Source organism: Planococcus dechangensis (assembly GCF_042654465.1).
GTDB classification, from domain to species: Bacteria; Bacillota; Bacilli; order Bacillales_A; family Planococcaceae; genus Planococcus; species Planococcus dechangensis.
Window position 1 is genome coordinate 289,692 of the sequence record NZ_JBHSGL010000002.1, and the last position, 18,808, is coordinate 308,499.

The 18,808-nt window shown below is 49.3% G+C and carries 19 protein-coding genes, 1 pseudogene and 1 riboswitch; of the genes and pseudogenes, 7 read left to right on the top strand and 13 right to left on the bottom strand.

Annotation, left to right across the window (positions count from 1 at the left end; translation table 11 throughout):
• Window positions 1-523 precede the first annotated feature (523 nt).
• Window positions 524-571: riboswitch (PreQ1 riboswitch) on the top strand.
• Window positions 572-667: 96 nt separating this feature from the next.
• Both queF and ACFO5U_RS01980 read left to right on the top strand, forming a co-directional pair.
• Window positions 668-1,162 (top strand): preQ(1) synthase, encoded by a 495-nt coding sequence (gene queF, locus ACFO5U_RS01975; RefSeq protein ID WP_377276212.1) that lies wholly within the window; start codon window positions 668-670, stop codon window positions 1,160-1,162.
• A gap of 12 nt (window positions 1,163-1,174) precedes the next feature.
• Window positions 1,175-1,807, top strand: a complete 633-nt coding sequence (locus tag ACFO5U_RS01980) for a queuosine precursor transporter (protein ID WP_377276214.1) — start codon at window positions 1,175-1,177, stop codon at window positions 1,805-1,807.
• Window positions 1,808-1,859: 52 nt separating this feature from the next.
• Here ACFO5U_RS01980 and ACFO5U_RS01985 read toward each other — a convergent pair whose 3' ends face one another.
• The 6 genes from ACFO5U_RS01985 to ACFO5U_RS02010 all read right to left on the bottom strand — a co-directional run bounded on the left by ACFO5U_RS01985 (window position 1,860) and on the right by ACFO5U_RS02010 (window position 8,806).
• The gene (locus tag ACFO5U_RS01985; protein WP_377276216.1) at window positions 1,860-2,711 is read right to left on the bottom strand and encodes an endonuclease/exonuclease/phosphatase family protein; all 852 of its coding nucleotides are present in this window, start codon (window positions 2,709-2,711) and stop codon (window positions 1,860-1,862) included.
• A gap of 96 nt (window positions 2,712-2,807) precedes the next feature.
• Window positions 2,808-3,569, bottom strand: coding sequence for an endonuclease/exonuclease/phosphatase family protein (locus ACFO5U_RS01990; RefSeq protein WP_377276218.1), 762 nt, complete (start codon window positions 3,567-3,569; stop codon window positions 2,808-2,810).
• Between the two features lie 91 nt (window positions 3,570-3,660).
• Window positions 3,661-4,422, bottom strand: a complete 762-nt coding sequence (locus ACFO5U_RS01995) for a MerR family transcriptional regulator (RefSeq protein ID WP_377276220.1) — start codon at window positions 4,420-4,422, stop codon at window positions 3,661-3,663.
• Window positions 4,423-4,483: 61 nt separating this feature from the next.
• Complete coding sequence (locus ACFO5U_RS02000; protein WP_377276222.1) at window positions 4,484-6,223, bottom strand: ABC transporter ATP-binding protein; 1,740 nt, start codon at window positions 6,221-6,223, stop codon at window positions 4,484-4,486.
• A 33-nt stretch (window positions 6,224-6,256) separates the two neighbouring features.
• Complete coding sequence (locus ACFO5U_RS02005; RefSeq protein ID WP_377276224.1) at window positions 6,257-7,498, bottom strand: MFS transporter; 1,242 nt, start codon at window positions 7,496-7,498, stop codon at window positions 6,257-6,259.
• Between the two features lie 117 nt (window positions 7,499-7,615).
• A complete protein-coding gene (locus tag ACFO5U_RS02010; RefSeq protein WP_377276226.1) occupies window positions 7,616-8,806 on the bottom strand; it encodes a class I SAM-dependent rRNA methyltransferase in 1,191 nt (396 codons plus the stop codon).
• 121 nt (window positions 8,807-8,927) lie between these two features.
• Here ACFO5U_RS02010 and ACFO5U_RS02015 point away from each other — a divergent pair, with 121 nt between their 5' ends.
• Complete coding sequence (locus ACFO5U_RS02015) at window positions 8,928-9,131, top strand: hypothetical protein (protein ID WP_377276228.1); 204 nt, start codon at window positions 8,928-8,930, stop codon at window positions 9,129-9,131.
• 885 nt (window positions 9,132-10,016) lie between these two features.
• On the opposite strand, the gene ACFO5U_RS02020 is transcribed toward ACFO5U_RS02015, so the two are convergent.
• Window positions 10,017-10,373, bottom strand: a complete 357-nt coding sequence (locus tag ACFO5U_RS02020) for a SpoIIAA family protein (RefSeq protein WP_377276230.1) — start codon at window positions 10,371-10,373, stop codon at window positions 10,017-10,019.
• A gap of 6 nt (window positions 10,374-10,379) precedes the next feature.
• Entirely contained in the window at window positions 10,380-10,739 is a 360-nt protein-coding gene (locus ACFO5U_RS02025) for a SpoIIAA family protein (protein ID WP_377276231.1), read from the bottom strand.
• Window positions 10,740-10,902: 163 nt separating this feature from the next.
• On the opposite strand from ACFO5U_RS02025, the gene ACFO5U_RS02030 reads away from it, so the two are divergent.
• Window positions 10,903-11,565: a GntR family transcriptional regulator gene (locus tag ACFO5U_RS02030; RefSeq protein WP_377276233.1), complete on the top strand. Its 663-nt coding sequence runs from the start codon at window positions 10,903-10,905 to the stop codon at window positions 11,563-11,565.
• Between the two features lie 50 nt (window positions 11,566-11,615).
• Here ACFO5U_RS02030 and brnQ read toward each other — a convergent pair whose 3' ends face one another.
• Window positions 11,616-12,986 carry a branched-chain amino acid transport system II carrier protein gene (gene brnQ, locus ACFO5U_RS02035; protein ID WP_377276234.1) on the bottom strand — a complete coding sequence of 457 codons (1,371 nt, stop codon included), beginning with the start codon at window positions 12,984-12,986 and terminating at the stop codon, window positions 11,616-11,618.
• A gap of 335 nt (window positions 12,987-13,321) precedes the next feature.
• Between brnQ and ACFO5U_RS02040 the strand changes: the two genes are divergently transcribed.
• Together ACFO5U_RS02040 and ACFO5U_RS02045 are read left to right on the top strand one after the other, a co-directional pair.
• Entirely contained in the window at window positions 13,322-13,696 is a 375-nt protein-coding gene (locus ACFO5U_RS02040; RefSeq protein WP_377276236.1) for a CidA/LrgA family protein, read from the top strand.
• Window positions 13,697-13,698: 2 nt separating this feature from the next.
• Complete coding sequence (locus ACFO5U_RS02045) at window positions 13,699-14,388, top strand: LrgB family protein (protein WP_377276238.1); 690 nt, start codon at window positions 13,699-13,701, stop codon at window positions 14,386-14,388.
• A 121-nt stretch (window positions 14,389-14,509) separates the two neighbouring features.
• Here ACFO5U_RS02045 and ACFO5U_RS02050 read toward each other — a convergent pair whose 3' ends face one another.
• The 4 genes and pseudogenes from ACFO5U_RS02050 to ACFO5U_RS02065 all read right to left on the bottom strand — a co-directional run.
• The gene (locus ACFO5U_RS02050; RefSeq protein ID WP_377276240.1) at window positions 14,510-16,111 is read right to left on the bottom strand and encodes an ABC transporter permease; all 1,602 of its coding nucleotides are present in this window, start codon (window positions 16,109-16,111) and stop codon (window positions 14,510-14,512) included.
• On the bottom strand, window positions 16,111-17,016 hold the full coding sequence (locus tag ACFO5U_RS02055) for an ABC transporter ATP-binding protein (protein ID WP_377276242.1): 906 nt from the start codon (window positions 17,014-17,016) through the stop codon (window positions 16,111-16,113). The genes ACFO5U_RS02050 and ACFO5U_RS02055 overlap by 1 nt, the downstream gene beginning before the upstream one ends.
• The gene (locus ACFO5U_RS02060) at window positions 17,013-17,471 is read right to left on the bottom strand and encodes a TetR/AcrR family transcriptional regulator (protein ID WP_377276243.1); all 459 of its coding nucleotides are present in this window, start codon (window positions 17,469-17,471) and stop codon (window positions 17,013-17,015) included. Before ACFO5U_RS02060 ends, ACFO5U_RS02055 begins: the two co-directional genes overlap by 4 nt.
• A 12-nt stretch (window positions 17,472-17,483) precedes the next feature.
• Window positions 17,484-17,663 (bottom strand): annotated as a pseudogene (locus ACFO5U_RS02065) (TetR/AcrR family transcriptional regulator); the annotation flags it as partial.
• A 178-nt stretch (window positions 17,664-17,841) separates the two neighbouring features.
• On the opposite strand from ACFO5U_RS02065, the gene ACFO5U_RS02070 reads away from it, so the two are divergent.
• Complete coding sequence (locus ACFO5U_RS02070) at window positions 17,842-18,687, top strand: transporter substrate-binding domain-containing protein (protein ID WP_377276244.1); 846 nt, start codon at window positions 17,842-17,844, stop codon at window positions 18,685-18,687.
• Window positions 18,688-18,808 lie beyond the last annotated feature (121 nt).

Genomic DNA, 18,808 nt, shown 5'->3' on the forward strand with positions numbered 1-18,808 from the left:
AATCGCTTCCTATGACGCAGTATCTAGCAAATTGGTGCCTGAACTAGAAATCTGGTTAGTGGATTAGAACTAATTAGGTTTTATTCATAGCCAAGATGACTTGAGCTACAAAGTAGGATGCTTTTCTCCATTCGACATTGAATGGATTAAAGAAATTATCCACCACTTTAAAACTAGAGACGGAGTGGAAGGGGACGACGCCTGGGGGACTGCGCGGGCTGGCGAGACAAATGTGCGATGCTCTTTGCCGCACATTGGCTCAACACCCGCCCCACACCCGGGCAGCTGAAAGCGCGACGTCCTGTCGCATCAGTTGCATGACTCGCATCCTGCGAGCCTCAAGCAGCCCTCCTGAAACGCAGTCGAAAAGTGGAAGCTTTTTCAATCACTTCTTTTCATTTCACATGTCTTAACTTATTAACTATATGATCCGCAACTTGCAGATGCTAAGCTCCAACAAACCAACAATTGACAGAATCGCGTCCATCTTATACGATAAGGCAGGAAATTAAATAACCCGGCAACGGGAGAGGTTCATAGCATTCCACCCTCTATAAAAAACTATGGATTTTGAAATCAAGCCGAATCCACATGCGATTCGGCTTTTCGTTTGTCCGAATTTTTTATAGCTCTCCCCCAGTCGGCCATTTTGAAGGAGGCCACACATATGGCAGGAAGAAACGAAGATACACTCGAGCATTTGTCTTTGCTCGGCAACCAGAACACACGCTACAAATTCGAATACGATCCAGGCATCCTAGAAGCGATCGACAATCTCCACACGCGCGACTACTTCGTTAAATTTAATTGCCCGGAGTTCACCTCGCTGTGCCCGCAAACCGGCCAGCCGGATTTCGCGACGATTTACTTGAGCTTCATCCCCGATAAAAAGCTCGTCGAAAGCAAAGCCTTGAAGCTATATTTGTTCAGCTTCCGCAACCACGGCGATTTCCATGAAGATGTCGTCAACATCATCATGAACGACTTGATCGAATTGCTCGACCCGCGCTATATCGAAGTATGGGGCAAATTCACCCCGCGCGGCGGTTTGTCGATCGATCCATATACAAATTATGGCAAGTCCGGCACAAAATACGAAGAAATGGCGACGTACCGGATGATGAATCACGACATGAACCCGGAAACGATCACCAACCGTTAAGGAGATCCGCTCATGTTACTTTATTTGAATGGCGCCTTTGTCGGTCTTCTCATTTTATCGAATATCCTTGCTGTTAAGTTGTTCTCCATCAGTGAATGGGCGGTGCTGCCGGCTGCGGTCATCGTCTACGTCTTTACATTCCCGATCACCGATACGATCGCCGAAGTGTACGGCAAAGAAGCGGCGCGCCAGACGGTCATGGCTGGATTTTTCACTCAAATCGCTGCATTGGTGTTCATCTTTTCCGCCATCCATTTGCCATCCGCGCCGTTTTTCGCGGACCAAGAAGCGTTTGAATCGATTTTCTCCGCCGGGTTTCGGGTGACGCTGGCAAGCCTGGTATCTTATTTCATTAGCCAAAACTTGGATGTCACCATATTCCACAAGTTGAAAGCACGCAATGGCGAATCCAAGCTATGGCTGCGTAATAACGCGTCGACCATGGTCAGCCAATTGGTTGACACCGCCATTTTTATCACCATCGCATTTTACGGCACGATGCCGCTCGCAGCCTTAGTGGCGATGGTTTTTACGCAGTATTTGTTCAAGTGGGCCGTCGCAGCAGCCGATACTCCGCTCGTTTATTTGCTCGTCAAACTTGCACGCCGATCGAAAACTGCAAGTCAAAACAGCTTCGCTCAATAGCCTAAAAACTAATAATGCCGCCATCCGTTCCTGGATGGCGGCATTTCGTATATTAGTTTTTTTGATTAAAGGGCTGTGTAACTGGCAGTAAGACAGCAGCCTGATTGTTTTTCTTCGTCCATGCAAGCTCCGCTGCAATCGGCAAATGATCCGATGCGGCCGTTTCGATCGTTTGCGCACTATGCACTTCGAATCCATGGTCGGCAAAAATATAATCGATCCTTGTCATCGGACGGAACGATTCACCGGTTTCATTGTTTTCGTAAGGAGATGGGTAAGTGTTCGCATCGCCATTTTTCGCTTTCAAAAAGACATCTGTCAGCAAACGGTGTAAGGAATGCAAATGCCGGTGAGACGGCGGCGCATTGAAATCGCCCGCAATGATTTTTGGAAAATGGCTTTTCCCGGAGATGTCCAATAATTCCTGCACACTAACTTCAAGCTCTTCATCTTTCAGCGACAAATGAGTGTTTAATACTTTGAGGTACGTTCCATCCACTTCAATAACTGCCTCTAGCACACCGCGTTGTTCATTGTTGTAAACTTCGGTGACGACTTGTGTCAAAAAGTGGTTTTCTGCATACTTGATCGGATAGAGGCTTAATGTGGCATTGCCGTATTGGCGGTTCGGCCGTTCATTGTTATCCGAGGCCTGATTGAGATTGGCGCCGTATGCAGCATACATCCCGAGCCGTTCAGCAAGCCATTCGACCTGATCGATATAAAAACTCCGGTCTGAAAAATAACGGTCGACTTCCTGCAATGCCACAATCGTGGCACCCGACTCTTCAATGACGCGCGCGGTTCTTTCCAAATCCACTTTGCCGTCCATACCCATTCCGTGTGCAATATTGAACGACATCACTTTAACTACTGGTCTGTTACTGTTGGCTTCGCTGTGCATGCGAACCTCTCCTTTTCATAATGAAACGAATCAGTGGCAGTTGCATTTGTTCTCCTAATTATAGCAAGGATGGCGCTTTTGTAAGTTAAAAATAGGTTAAAAATTGTTAGAGTTTTGTAAATTTTTGAGTTTTGCCACAATTGGGACGTGATCGGAAGCCTCGCTCGACACTGTCCATGCATATTCGACTGAAAAATGCGGTTCATGGAAGATATAATCGATTTTCTTGCCGTGGTCGCCTTGCTTTTTATACGTTTCTGGGTGAGGCCCCATGTGGCCGAACACCGTGTGGAAATGTTGCGTAAAGCGTTGGATATGTTTACTTTCTGGCGCAGCATTAAAGTCGCCGACCAAAACTTTCGGCAAGGAATTATTTTCGGTGATTGCCAAGATTTCCGTTAAGTTGCGTTCTACTTCCTCATCACTCAGCGCTAAATGGGTATTGTAAAACGAAAAACGGAAACCATCGGCGTCAATCACCGTTTCCAACAGCCCGCGCGGCTCAAAATCTTCGGGATGTTCTTCGACAGAACTCAAATCATGGTTGGTCGATGAATAAATCGGATAACGGCTTAAAGTCGCGTTGCCATACTCGCGTTCATACTGCTCTTTGCTCCCCGTGCGATGGATTAAATTCGGCCCGTAAGCCATTTCCATCCCAAGCCGCTCCGATAGCCATTTCGCTTGGTCCACGAAGCCGCTGCGGTCCGAGAAGTTACGGTCCACTTCCTGCAGGCCGACGACGTCAACCTCGCCTTCTTCAATCGCCTTAGCTGTCAATTCAAGGTCCAGCTCGCCATCAAACCGCTGACCGGATGCGATGTTGAAACTCATTACTTTTATTGTTTCCAAGGCCATAGCCGTTCCCCCTTTTTTCTACTGCATTCCCTGAGCAAAGTGGCTGAAACATGACGCAACGAAAAAACAGCCGGCCGCGGCCAGCTGTTTTCTATGATGACTTTCCTGTGTAGACTGCGATGGCCGCATGCAAAAATTGGGCAGCACCGACGCCCGCTTTGTCGTAATACGCAGTGAACCGTTCATCTGCAACATACATCTCTGCGAGCCCCTTGTGCGCCTCGGGATTATAAGAGCCCCAAGTGAAGCTCAGCCATTCCCGGTGCAAAGCGGCGATCTCCTGCCCCGCTTCACCTGCCGGGTCGGCATGTGGCAAAGCAGCGGTGAGCTTGTCTAAAATGTCTTGCTCGAGTTTGCGGAATGCCTGATACTGCAGTTCAGTCATGTTGAGCATTTTGGCGTTCGATGCATCCACCAGCTCATTGCCGTAAGCTTCACGCACTTCTGCGCCGAATTTCGTTTCGTTGTCGTCGACCATTTGGCGCTTGAATCCTTCGAACTTTTCGTGGTCGTTCATGTCGCTCTCCCCTTTTTTAGCAGAAATCGTCGTTTCCACAGTTTGGATCAAGAGGTCCAGCCGGCTGCGCTCATCAATCAGCTGCTTGCGATGTTCGGACAAGGCTTGCGCTTCATCGAAATGCGGATCATTCAATAGCTTAGCGATGTCACCGAGCCCGAAACCGAGTTCGCGGTAAAACAAAATCTGCTGCAGCCTGTCCACTTCCGCGGGCCCGTAAAGCCTGTAGCCGGAATCGTTTTTTGGCGCAGTTAATAAGCCGATCTGATCGTAATAGCGTAATGTTCTGGCGCTGACGCCTGCAAGCGACGCCAACTTCTGCACAGTGTATCCCATGGCCTCACCTCCTGATAGCTCCACAGTAAACCTTGACGCTGCGTCAAGGTCAAGCAATACTTCACGTTAATTGCTGTTCGGCGAATTCCCGGTACAATAGATGCTTATCGATCAGTTCCCGATGCTTGCCGGTACCTGTGACACGGCCGTTTTCGATAAAGACGATTTTATCGGCATCGACGATCGTCGACAGGCGGTGTGCAATCACCAATGTCGTGCGCCCTTGCATCAAACGCCCAAGTGCTTGCTGGACGATTCCTTCCGACTGGCTATCCAAACTTGCCGTCGCTTCATCCATCATTAAAATTTTTGGATCGCGCAAAAAGGCACGAGCAATCGCAATGCGTTGCCGCTGTCCGCCCGACAGCTTGACGCCGCGTTCGCCGACTTGCGTATCCAACCCGTCTGGAAATGCGGCAATAAATTCTTCGGCATACGCCATGCGGGCTACTTGCCACAGCTCTTCATCTGTAATCTGTTGTGCAATCGGCAAGCCGTAGATGAGATTGGCGCGGATCGTGCCGCCCATCATCGCGCTTTCCTGCGACACATAACCGATTTGATCGCGCCACGAGGCAATCGCCACCTCGCTGATCGGCACTCCCCCAATCGTAATGGCACCGTCCGTCGGCTCGTAAAACCGCTCGATCAAGCCAAATATAGTCGTCTTTCCGCCGCCGCTCGGCCCGGCAAATGCAATCATCTGACCGGGCTGCGCTTCAAATGACACGCCTTGCAGCACCGGCTCGCCGTTTGCATAAGCGAAACTGACGTTTTCTAACCGCAACGTTTTGCCGCTAATATCCGTTTCCGCACCCGGCGTCTCTTCTTCTTGTGGCAATTCCAAAATGTCGATGATGCGTTCTGTCGCCCCTTTTGCTTTTTGCAGCTCGGTAAAAAAGCGCGCAAATGTTGCGAGTGGGACGATAATTTGGAACAAATACAGTAAAAAGGCGACCAGTGAGCCTGTCGTCATCGATCCATTGGCTACACGGATGCCGCCATAGCCGATAATCATTACGATAACGACCATGACGACCAAATACATAAGCGGGCCGATGAGCGCATATACCTTCGCTTCTTTCATGCCAAGGCCATATAATTTATCGATGCCCAAAAGCCCACGCTGTTTCTCGACTTGTTCTGCAGTAGATGCTTTCATCAAGCGGATTTCGCCCAGCGTCTGCTGGACGTCCCCAGTGAAATTAGCCGTCTCGTCTTGCAAGTTGCGTGAGATTTTCGCCATCTGCCGCCCTAACGGAATCATGATCGCGATGGTCAGCGGCACGGCAATCATCATGATCAAGGTCATTTTCCAGTCGAGAATGAGGAGAATGGCGACAGCACCGATGATGGTAATGATGCCGGTGACGAAACTCGGGAAATGATCCGTGATGAGGTTTTTGACGATGCCTGTATCGTTGACGACACGGCTGACGGTTTGGCCGCTCGCGTGCTGGTCAAAATAACTGACGCGCAGGCGCAGCAAATGAAGCCACATCCGCTCACGCAAGCCTGCGACGATGCGCTGACCGACCATGCTCAATAAGTATATCGATACGCCGTTGATGACCGCCTGCACGACAAATGCGGCCGCAAGCGCAGCAATTAAAGACGCGCTCAACGATTCCACCGAAAATCCGTCCACCAACTCCCTTGTCAAAAGCGGCACGAACAACCCGACAATGGTAGTGACAAGGCTCATCGCCAAACCGAACACAAGCGCCCATTTCGGTATTTGAATCGAGGTGAGCAGCGTGAAAAACGGCTTAATTCCCTCTTTTTTCTGAACGGCTTCCATTACTCCATCTCCTATCTATCCAATTACACTTACTTATGCAGCCGCAATTTTCCGGTCTTTCGGCAACGCGAGCCCGACTAGCCCAAGAATCGGCAAAACGGAAATCACCATCATCGTTTCTTGCACACCGATCGAGTCCATCAACACCCCAATAACAACGGCACCAATTGCGCCCATGCCAAATGCCAAACCGACCGTTAAACCGGACATCGTCCCGATTCTGCTCGGCACAAGTTCTTGCGCGTAGACGACCATGACCGAAAAACTCAACATGAGGAAAAAACCGAGCACAGCGAGAATTGCCGCTACGAACGGAAGCGCTACATAAGGCAGCACCAGTGCAAGTGGAATCGGCACAATGAGCGATACCATAATGACCCATTTCCGCCCGATGCGATCGGCAAGCGGCCCGCCGAAAAACGTACCGAAAGCGCCCACGCCAAGAAACAAGAAAATGAACATCTGCCCTTGCTGGATTGTCACTCCATAATTATCCATTAAGTGGAATATATAAAAACTGGTGATCGCTGTTATGTAAAAAGTCCGCGCAAAAATGATCAAGAGCAACAGTGATAAGGCCGTGCCGACTTGCTTTTTCGTCAACGGCGGCAGTGAATTCAAGATTACTTTTTTCACTTTTTCCAGTTTGTCTCGCTCTAATTGCGCTTTGTACCAAGCCGAGATTTTTGTCAGGACAAAAATCCCGAAAGCCGCTACAAATAAAAACAGCGCTGCCCCCTGTTGCCCAAGCGGCACAAGAATGAATGCACTGATCAGCGGAGCCAAGGCTTGTCCGGAATTGCCGCCGACTTGATAGATTGACTGCGACAAACCGCGCCTTGATCCGGCTGCCATATACGACACCCGTGAACCTTCCGGGTGGAAGATTGCCGAACCGAAACCGAGAAAAATGACCGACACTAAAATAATCCAATATTCCGGTGCGAACGCTAATCCTGCAATGCCGATAAACGAAAAAATCATGCCGAGCGGCAGCGCATACGGCATCGGTTTTTTATCACTGATAAACCCGACGACCGGCTGCAGAACTGACGCCACCATATTGAGCGCAAATGCGATCAAGCCGAGCTGCGTAAACGTCAGCCCGAGATCTTTCTCCAAAATCGGAAACATCGCCGGAATTACTGCCTGCAATGAGTCGTTTAGTAAATGCACTCCGCCGATCGCTAACATCACGGGATAAACCGGATTCGCTGCGCGCGAAGCGGAAGAAATCGCTTTTGCCATCATGCCGCCTCCAGATTCACTTTTCATCTTTATTACACCATTATAAACCAAGTCTTTTCACTCCGGTAAACAGACAAAAAACGCAGATGCACATTCTTAATTGAATGCCCATCCGCGCTTCCGTTTCGTTCTATATGAAGAGCCTTACAGCAAGCGGAGAAACAGCACTTTCAAGTAATCGCCTTCTTGATATCTCCGGTCGACGTGAAAATCAGCCGGCAACGTAAAGGTTTCCACAATCTTATATTTCTGGTCGGTATCCTTAAACGCCTTTTCAATCATGTGCGTGAACTTCTTCATATTAAACGACGCACTGTTTGTCGACGCGACGATCAATCCTTGCGGGGCGGTGATGTCGATCGCTTGCTTCATTAATCCGGTATAATCTTTTGCTGCACTGAAAATGAATTTCTTCGAGCGCGCAAAACTCGGTGGATCGAGTACGACGACATCAAACGCCAGCCCTTTGCGTTTGGCGTATTTGAAATAATTGAACACGTCCATCACCAAAATGTCCTGCTCCTCAAAATCAATGCCATTGATGCTGAATTGCTCAATGGTTTTTGCTGAGCTGCGCTTCGCGAGATCCACACTGGTCGTCTTGTCGGCACCGCCAAGCGCTGCCGCAACCGAGAATGCCCCTGTATAAGAAAAGGTATTGAGCACCGTCTTGCCTTCCGCGTATTTTGTGCGGATCGCTTGGCGGACATCCCGTTGATCGAGGAAAATCCCGGTCATTGCACCATCGTTCAAATACACCGCAAAGTTCATGCCGTTTTCTTTGACGATTAACGGAAATTCTCCGCGCTCGCCCGCGACATAATCATCATCTTCGATGTATTGGCCTTTCGTGTCAAAACGCTTTTTCTCATAGATTCCGATGCAGTTTGTTACGTTTTGCAGAGCCGCGACCACTTCATCTCGCAGCGAATAAACGCCTTCGCTATACCATGACAGCAAGTAAAATCCTGCGTAAAAATCAATCGTCAATCCGCCAAGACCGTCCCCCTCGCCGTTGAACACACGGAAAGCGGTCGTTTCAGGATTATTGAAAAAATCTTCGCGCCGGCTTAAGGCCGTCTCAAACTTGCGTTCAATAAAGGCTTGGCCAATCGCTTCGTCCTGGTTGCGGGTCAACACCCAACCGACACCTTTGTTTTGCTCGCCGTAATAGCCGGTGGCCAGAAACTGCCCATCCTCATCCACTAAACGTAGCAAGGTCCCTTGCGGCGCATCGATCTCACCCCTCAAGCCTTCTTTCGTAATGAGCGGAGAGCCTTTCACTAATTCATTTTTTAATTGATCTTTTACAGTGACCGTCATTTCGTTTTTCACAATTCCTCATCCTATCTATGTTGCTGCATTTTGCATTATAATCAGTGTAAAGGAAATCTGTTCGCCTGCCCACTTTCAGCCGCCCATTTCATGGATATGGATACAGAAAGGAGGAGCCGCCGTGAAAAAGAAGTTCCACATTTATAACATTCTCTTGACGAACGGGGAGATGCTTGAAGGCATCCGCGTTGAAGGGGCGCTCGAAGATCACTTCTCCGGTGTTGCCGTCAGCTTCTTCCCTGTAGAGGATGCCAACGGAAAAACCATCGTCCTAAGCATCTTCCACATCGTCCGCGCCGAACTGCAGCGTATCGAAGAAGCCTAGAGAAAAAGCGTCCTCGCGACGCTTTTTTCTTACCTGCTTGCAGAAAATGAACCGAAATCGCTTCCTTCGAGCAGAACCGGAAAAGTGAGCTGGGAGTTAGGTGTGGAAGTGTAACACTTTTTGTTCTGGCGCCAGAAGGAAGCTTGCTGGAAATTATGTGTGTAATTGTGCCGCTCGTTTTTCTGGCATCATGTTAGAAGCCGCCGCCTTGCTTAGGGATGGCCTCTTGCAGCAAGCCAGGAAGAACGCCTGTCTCACTGCATCGGCTCACCCGTGAGCGCTAGGCGGCTTTGCTTTTGCTTTGATACTTGACTGTTAATATTGTGCTTTCTTTGTAGTTTGGTCCGCTGGTTGGGGAATCGCTTCCTTGGTGGAGCGTCTTGAACAGAATATCGACTTTGCCTGTTCAGTGGGTGATGAATACATTTTCACACCTCAAATTACCGCATGTGATGGAACAGAAGACGTTTTGCCACAGAACACTATTATGGCTACTCTCTATTGTGAGAGGCTGTAAAAACTTTATAACCACTCTAAATCTAGAGACGGAGCGCAAGGGGCCGACGCCTGGGGGACCGCGCGGGACAGGCGAAACCTACGCGGCTTGCCGCGAGGGTTCGACGCCCGCCCCCCGGCAAGCGTGCCCCTGCAGCGCAGTCTAATAGCGCTAGCTATTTTAATTTAAAAGTCTGAAACATACCCCTCTCATGCAGTTAAATGCGCGACGTCCTGTCGCATCAGCTGCATGAATGTATACTGAAAAGTCTGCTACACTTTACTTACATCCTATTTATCAAAAGACAAAGAACATCTCACCCAACATACGTCTACGTTATATAAAAAAACAAAAAAAGCGTTCCGCCAAAAAAGCAGAACGCCTCTCATTTACTCTTGCATCCAGTCCCATGCATCGTTCATTTCGTCTAGATTGAAATGGCGCGTCTCCAGTCCGCCTGCAAAGCTCTGCCAATTCTCGGTAGTCTTTGTCCAATCCTTTTCGCTGATGACGGCAAACTTTCGTGCGCGCCCCCAGTTTTCACGGTCAATCTGTGCACCGTCGGCCGCTTCGAACAAAGTCGAATCTTCCACTTGGTAAATGATCGCATACATGTTGAAATGCCCTTTGTCGTTTACTTTATCGCGGATGACGTGATCAAGTTTCTCAATATCCGCCTGGCTTGCGCGGCCTTCCACTTCAATCGCAATCGTTTCTTCATCTTTACTCGGTACAATTGACAACATCTCTGTTCACCTCTCCTTTATCCAGTCCCAAGCTTGCTCCGCTTGATCCAGCGGAAAATGTTTCACTTGGACGCCTGGCAACTTGTCGATCATGCCGGTCAGTTTATCGTGCCAATCCTGTTCGCTGACAACTGCTAGTTTATTGTATTGGCTCCAGCGCTTGGCATCGACTGCCAATTCTTGAAATACAGCGCCTGCTGAAGGCCGATCGATATCGCCGATGACCGCATAGACATTGAACTTTTGGTCGTTGCGAAATTTTTCGAAGACGATATTGTCGAACTTCTCCAAGTCTTCTTTGGTCACTTTTCCTTCGACTTCTAGCGCGAGGGTTTGTTCATCTTTGCTTGTGACAAATTCTAGCATGGCGGCGCCTCCTTAAAATTTACTGCTAGTCTTGCTATTCCCTGTTCTAACGGCCTCAAACTGAATTAGTCTGGACACAAACTTGGATATATCGCATTCTGCATTTTCTAATCTTCCTCACTAGTGTATAATAGAGTCAGATAATTTCGAAAGGAGATTTACTATGCCTATCCCGACAGACCACACACGCCCGGTCCGCGTGTCCGCGAAAGCAAGTGCCCATCATCAATTACAGCAATGGATTATTGATGGTACTTTGCAGCCTGGGGAAAAGTTGGTCGACACGGAACTTGCCGAAGCGCTTAACCTGAGCCGAACGCCAATCCGTGAAGCCCTGCAACTTTTGGAAGTACAAGGATTCATCGAAATGTTCCCCGGCAAAGCCACCCGTGTAACGGATATCCATATTGAAGACATCAAAGATCTTCTTCCTCCGCTCGCCGTGCTGCAAGCACTCGCCGGCGAACTGGCCATTCCTAATTTAACGCCGGAAATTTTCGGGTTATTGGAAGAAACCAACCGGAAATTCGCACGGGCGATACGCAATAACGATTCGTTCTCAGCTTTGAAGATCGACGAAGAATTCCACCAAATCATTGTCGATGCCGCAGGGAATCCATATATCGATTCGATGCTCGGACAGCTTCAATCCCATGTACGCAGACAATTTTTCCACCATTCACTTGTCCTGACGATGCGCTCCCACGATGAGCACATTGAAATCATCGAAACTTTGAAAGCTGGCGATGGCGATAAGATCTCCCATTTGATGAAATCAAACTGGGTTCGGACAATCGAAGAACTGACCACAATCAAAGGCATTTAAAAAAGCTGTTCCAAAAGTGCCGACAAGCACTTCATGGAACAGCTTTTTAGTTAGCGGTCGAAAGCTGGGGATTTCGCTTCTCCGCCTTTTCGAATCCGCACCACCGCTGCCGATACGGCGATTGCGATGAGTGCCGGAACGAGCCATCCGAGACCGTCACCGTAAAGCGGCAACACATTGGCATATGCATCAATAATGCTTTGCAGCCACGCAGGGTTTGCCACCCCGAGTGAGCCAGTCAAGGTTTTCAGTCCATCAACAATGGCAATCAAGAACGTCACCGCAATGGCCGATACGTAAACAATACGATCGTGCCCGAAGAGTGGAGACAAGAACGCCAGCAAAATCAACACAATCGCTAACGGATACAAGAACATCAAGACCGGAATCGAATACGTGATGATGTTCGCAAGTCCCGCATTGGTCACGACAAGCGAGAACACCGTGAAGATAAGGACATACGTACGGTAGCTGATGCCCGGCGTCAACTTATGGAAGAATTCCGCATTGGCGACAGTCAGGCCGACCGCAGTCGTAAGACATGCCAATGTGATGATCACCGCCAGCAGCAATGCGCCGAACGTGCCGAAGTAATGAGCGGACGCGCCGCTCAGTACCGGCCCACCTGTTTCCAATAGCCCGAGCTGAGACGTGCTAGTTGCGCCTAGGAAAGCGATTCCCGTGTAGACAATCGCCAGTAAGGCCGCAGCCACCACACCGCTGCGGAGTGTAGCTTTCAATATCCCACTAGATGAGGTAACGCCCATTTTCTGTACGGCGGAGATGACAATGATGCCGAAGACCAGTGACGCGAGCGCATCCATCGTATTATAACCTTCCGTAAAACCAGTCAAAAACGCACCGCTCGAATATCCCTCTTGCGCCGCCCCTGCTTCTCCCATCGGAGAAACAAATGCTGCGACAAGCAAAAGTCCGAGGACCAGCAAAATTGCCGGCGCTAAAAATTTACCGATGCTTTCGACCATTTGAGTCGGGTTTAATGATAATAAGAACGACACTGCAAAAAAGACCAGCGAAAAGATAATCAATCCGGCTGTCATCGACCCTTCTCCGAGAAACGGCACAATGCCGACTTCATAAGAAACGGCCGCTGTTCGCGGCAATGCGAAAAACGGGCCGATCGTCAAATACAACGCAGCTGTAAACAATAAGCCATAAACTGGATGTACGCGGCTCGACAAGTCTTGCAGGTCACGGCTTTTCGAAAAGCCGATTGCCAGAATGCCGAGAAGCGGCAAACCTACACCTGTGGTCAAAAATCCGGCCATTGCTACCCAGACGTTCTCACCTGCATATTGGCCGAGCTGTGCCGGGAAGATTAAGTTCCCCGCTCCAAAAAATAATGCAAAAAGCATTGTCCCAATGATAAGATATGCTTTCATCGATAATTTGCTGTCCATACTTACTATCTCCTTTACTCTAATGAGTATCATTCTTTTGTATCTCCAAATACTATAAGCGCATAATTAAGTGCGATATATTGCATAAAGTAATAATACAACATCCCAATAAAAATGCAAGCTATAAAACGTTATTTTCGGAAAATTTCCTCTTTCGCTTTAAAGAACATTTCTTATAGTGCTTTTTTGCTATAACATTTTCTTCCTTTCCTGTCATTTCTTCCGGAAGTCCCGACGGAAATTGTCTCTCGCATTTCCAGAATATTGATGTACAATATCTAGATATATGAAGACGTCCATCGTTTTCCCAAAATGACCGGAAGGCGGAGGTATCCATGAAGATTGTACGTATTGTTTTGCAGCTGCTAGTGCTGTATGGCTTTTTGTTAATCGGCGAAGCCATTCAGAGTTTACTGAATTTGCCGATGCCTGGAAGCATCATCGGCTTTCTTCTATTATTTGCCGTTTTATTGCTGAAAATTTATCCGCTCGAATGGATTGATGCAGGCGCGACGTTTTTATTAAGTTTTCTGTCCTTGTATTTTATTCCCGCGACCGTCGGCGTTGTCGAGTACGGGCCATTGTTTTCAGGAAAAGGCGTGCTGCTTTTGCCTATCGTCATCATCAGTACACTGCTGACGATGGCAGCGGCCGGGCTTGCTAGTCAGTCCATCGCAAACCGCAGCTCTGCACGGAAGGAGGAGATGTAACAATGGAGTTTTCTCCAATTGCTGCTCTTTTTGCCGCATTGACCGTGGTCGTTTACGTCATCGCTAACTTTTTTTATTTGCGCTTCCGCAAAACACCTTTGAATCCAGTGTTGACAGCGACTGTCGCTCTCGTTCTTGTGCTGGTCGTGTTTGATGTTCCCTACGAAACTTATATGACCGGAGGCGACTGGATCGCTACATTGCTCGGGCCGGCTGTCGTCGCTCTCGCCGTTCCCCTCTATAAACACCGGAAACTGCTGCAGGATAATTTAATGCCCATTGCCGTCGGAATTGTCGCTGGTGTAGTCGTCGGTCTCGTCAGCGGCACATTGTTTACACGTTGGCTCGGCTTTAGCGAAGAGCTGATTTATACGGTGCTGCCGAAATCACTGACGACCCCTGTTGCGATGCAAGTCGCCACCACGATCGGCGGCATCCCTTCACTTGCCGCGGTGTTTGTCATGGTCGCTGGATTCACCGGCATTCTTTTAGGACCCTATTTATTGCAGTTATTGGGCATCGACTCCCCAATTGGGCGCGGCATTGGGCTCGGTTCTTCCGCTCATGGACTCGGTACGGCAAAAGCATTCGAATACGGACCGGAAGACGCTTCGATGAGCTCTGTCGCAATGACTTTAAGCGCTGTTCTCGGAGCCTTGCTCAGCCCTCTGGCAGCGTGGCTGCTGATGTAAACCGATTCGGCTCGATCACTGCAAACGCCACGTTCTACTAGGATCTCACAACAAAAAATCCCCGGTGCATAAGCACCAGGGATTTTCTATTGGCCGTCCATTCGATTCGGCACTTTGTTATTCAATTGGTCAAATCACGTCTGCGGAAACCGACCGCGCCTATAATAGCCAGCGCGATAGCAATGCCTACTAGCAACGCCAGCAGCCAATAGTTCACATCGTCTAGCGGAATGCTTGGAATATGCCCATACGGCGTCAATTTCGCTACCCATTCCGGCAATTGCAGTAGCTCTCCGAGATAGACGACAAAAAAGGAGAACCCGAGGTAAATCCAGATTATGCTCGCAAAAGACGGCATAAATCCGATGAACACCAGCGACGCACCGATCATGATCAGCACCGCCGGCAAATAGACGAAAGATGCACCGATATATGTGCCGAGCGGAATCGCTTCATCCACTACAGCATTCCCGAGCAATCCAAGCCCAAGTCCCGTGAACAGCAACATCACCATGGCAGTCAAAGTAGCCAGCAGCCAATAGCTGAACACTATACGCCAGCGCGAAACGGCACGGCCGATGAGGTGTTCTAGACGGCCATTTTTTTCTTCTGTTTTCACTTTCAGCATCACCATGATCGCCGGAATCGAGGCAAGGATTGCCATGACTGAAGACAGCACTGGAATGAATAGTTCGATCAAACTGAATCCTTGCTGATCGACAATCAATTGCTGGAACAGGTCGATGCTTTCAAAAAAGCGTTCAATTTCACCAAGCACCGAACCGTAAGATACACCCAGTATGAACAAGGCGACTGCCCATGCGATTAAGCCGGTGCGCTGAAGGCGCCAAGCCAACCCGAATGGTCCTTGAAGCGTTGCCGGAGCCTGAGTGCGGCCAGCACGGGTCGGCAGGAACCCGGAATCGTGATCTCGGATGCTGTTCAAATACAGTGCCAAAAAAGATAGTGTAATAGCCAAACCGACCGACAGCAAAATCGGCCACCATAGGTTTTCCACAAATGGCTTGGCCCTCAAAATCCAGCCGAGTGGCGAAGTGAGTGCCAGCGGTTCGCTCATGACATCGCCAATCGCCCGAATCATGTAAAACACTAGCAAAGCGGCAATCGACAACCCTGTGGTTGCGCGGGCATTTTGAGTGAGCTGCGCAAACACGGCCGTCATAGCAGCAAAAAATATTCCGGTGGCACCGAGTGCGGCACCGAATACCAGCGAGCCGTGCAGGTCGACGCTATCGACTTGCAGCGCAGCCATCGACACCCCCGTCAAAACAGCAAGCAGTGCATTGGCTCCCGTCAGCACAAGAAGCAAGGCCATCAAACTGGACAACCTTCCGACCGGCAGTGCCCGAACAAGCTCGAGCCGTCCTTCCTCCTCGTCACCGCGCGTATGGCGGCTCACGAGTAGGATGTTCATCAACGCGACGATCGCCGCAGTCATGACCAGCATTTCATGGGCCGTCATGGCGCCGGTCGTATAATCCGCCCCGCCGTAATTGGGCCCGACCATCGCGACCATCGCCGGATTTTCCATCGTTTCCGCAATGGCCTGCCGCTCGATATCATCTCCGTATAAATTATCGAACACGAGAACGATTCCTGCGGATACAAAGACAAACGACAAGATCCAAATCGGTAAACGGACGCGGTCGCGGCGCAGGATGAAACGCATCAAACTCCATGTGTGATCAAAAAGCTGGCTCATCAGACGCCACCTCCCGCTCCTGTCTCCGTCTCTTCGTAATGGCGGATAAACAAATCTTCCAAAGTCGGCGGACGGCTTTCCATCCGTTTAATACCGAATGTGCTCAAATAACGGATAACTCCATCCAGTTCAGACGAATCCACTTGAAACGACCAGCCGCCATCGAATGCTTCCACGCGGTGGACGCCTGGCAGCTTGTCCAGCTCCGGCACCGGTTTTTCGGTTTCGACAAACATCAAGGAACCGGTCAAATGGCGCATTTCCTTGAGTGTTCCCGTTTCAATGATGCGCCCTTTGCGGATGATCGCCACACGGTCACACAACTTTTCGACTTCCGATAGGATATGGCTCGACAATAAGATGCTCTTGCCCTGCATTTTCGCTTCTTGCACATATTCGGCAAAGACACGCTCCATAAGCGGATCGAGTCCGGATGTCGGTTCGTCGAAAATATACAAATCGGCATCGGCAGAAAACGCTGCGATAAGCGCCACTTTTTGGCGGTTGCCTTTGGAATAGGTGCGGCATTTCTTGCTCGGGTCGAGGCCAAATCGGCGGATTAATTCATCACGGCGAGATTTGTCGTATCCGCCGCGCAGCCTCCCGAACAAATCAATCACTTCGCCCCCTGTCAGATTCGGCCATAAATTGACATCCCCCGGCACATACGCAACGCGTTTATGGATATCGACGGCATCCTTCCAGACGTCTTTCCCAAAAATTTCAGCACTGCCTTCGGAAGCTTTCAAGATGCCGAGCAGTACACGCAAAGTCGTCGATTTCCCTGCGCCGTTAGGTCCGATAAATCCGAACACTTCGCCTTCTTCCACTTCGATATCCACGCCATCGAGTGCCTTGAAATCACCGAATTTTTTGCTGAGCCCGTGCGTTTTGACGACTGTCATCGTGAATCCTCCTCCGTTTCGTAAAAGCTCATTTTCAAAATGGCCAAGTATGCGTAGAATTCCTCCCAATATGGGGCAAAATCGATGTCCACCAGTTTTTGTCCCGAAAGACGCGCAAGCAACTCCTGCTGATACCCATCGACTCCCCAACGAATCAAATGAAACACTTTATCGGGATCGGCGTCTTTCCGGAATCGGCTCTTGTCGATGCCTTCATACATCAGCCGATAGCCATCTTGTTTCATTTTCTCTATCTCCCCCGCTAACTGTTCAGGCAAACGGTTTTCCGTTTCGAGCAAAAACACGCCTGAGAACCGGAAAACTTCTTCATTTTTCATTTGAGCCTCCATTTTCAAACGCGCGAGTTGCGTGAGCCGTTCAATCAAATCGGGTTCATTCGCATCCACTTTATCCAAAAAACGGCTGCGGATGTAGTCAAGGCTATACTTCACCAAATACTCGTAAAGCTCCTGCTTGCTGGTGAAATAATAGAACAGCATGCCTTTGCCGATGCCAGCTGCTTTAACGATGCGGTTGGTCGACGCTTTCGCGTAGCCATGGCTGGCGAATTCAGCAAGTGCCGCTTGACGGATTGTGCGTTGTTTGTCTTCTTCTAAACTTTCAAATCGTGTAATGATGGTCTCCAGCTCCTTTCAGGTGCATCGGTGGACCACTCTGGTCGACTTAAATATACACCTTTCGACCAATGTGGTCAATATAAAAGTCTGATTATTCCAACTTTCCATTAATCAGCTTCTGTGCTTTCCTGAAACCGCTTGCCGTGCTATCTTTGACATATACATGACAAGACAGGAGGAACTTCTTTTGACTAATTATTTCACACCTAAGTTTTCTGTCGCCGCGCTTGGAGCTGCAGCTGCGCTGACCTTGTCCGCTTGCGGCAGCGACAGTGAAGAAACTGCTGACAGCACCACTGCCTGGGACGAGATCCAAGAAGAAGGCATATTGACCGTTGCCACGTCCGGTACACTTTACCCGACTTCATTCCGCGCGGAAGGCACGGACGAATTGACCGGCTTTGAAGTCGAAGTCGTGCGCGAAGCGGCAGAGCGCCTTGAGCTGGAAGTCGAATTCACGGAATTGGGCTTTGACGAAATGTTGACTTCTGTTCAGACGGGCCAAGTGGATATCGCCGCCAATGATATCGAGATCAACGAAGGCCGCCAGGAAAATTTCCAGTTTTCCACCCCATTCAAATATTCTTACGGCACAGCTATCGTCCGTGCTGACGACCTGTCAGGCATCGAGACATTGGAAGATCTGGAAGGCAAAAAAGCCGCCGGCGCTTCGACTTCCGTCTATATGGAAACCGCTCGTTCATACGGTGCAGAAGAAGTGACCTACGACAACGCTACGAACGAAACTTATTTGCGCGACGTGGCAATCGGCCGTACAGATGTTATTTTGAACGATTATTATTTGCAGACACTTGCCATTGAAGCATTCCCTGAACTCGAAATCGTCATCCATCCGACGATCAAGTACAGCCCTTCTGAAGTCGGCATGGTCATGAACCAAGACAACGATGAACTAGTAGAGAACGTCAACCGCGTCATAGAGGAAATGCTCGAAGACGGAACCATCGCTGACATTTCCGCCGAGTTTTTCGCCGGTGCCGATGTAACAGAACCGATTGATATTGAAGAATAAATGCTTATCGTCGCAGACAGCCAGTTAAAATGGTTCGTTTGCGGCGATTTTTCCTTATTTCAACGATTGGCTCTTGATCCGCCTTACCTTTATTTCAGTAAAAAAAAGCAGTATACTAAAG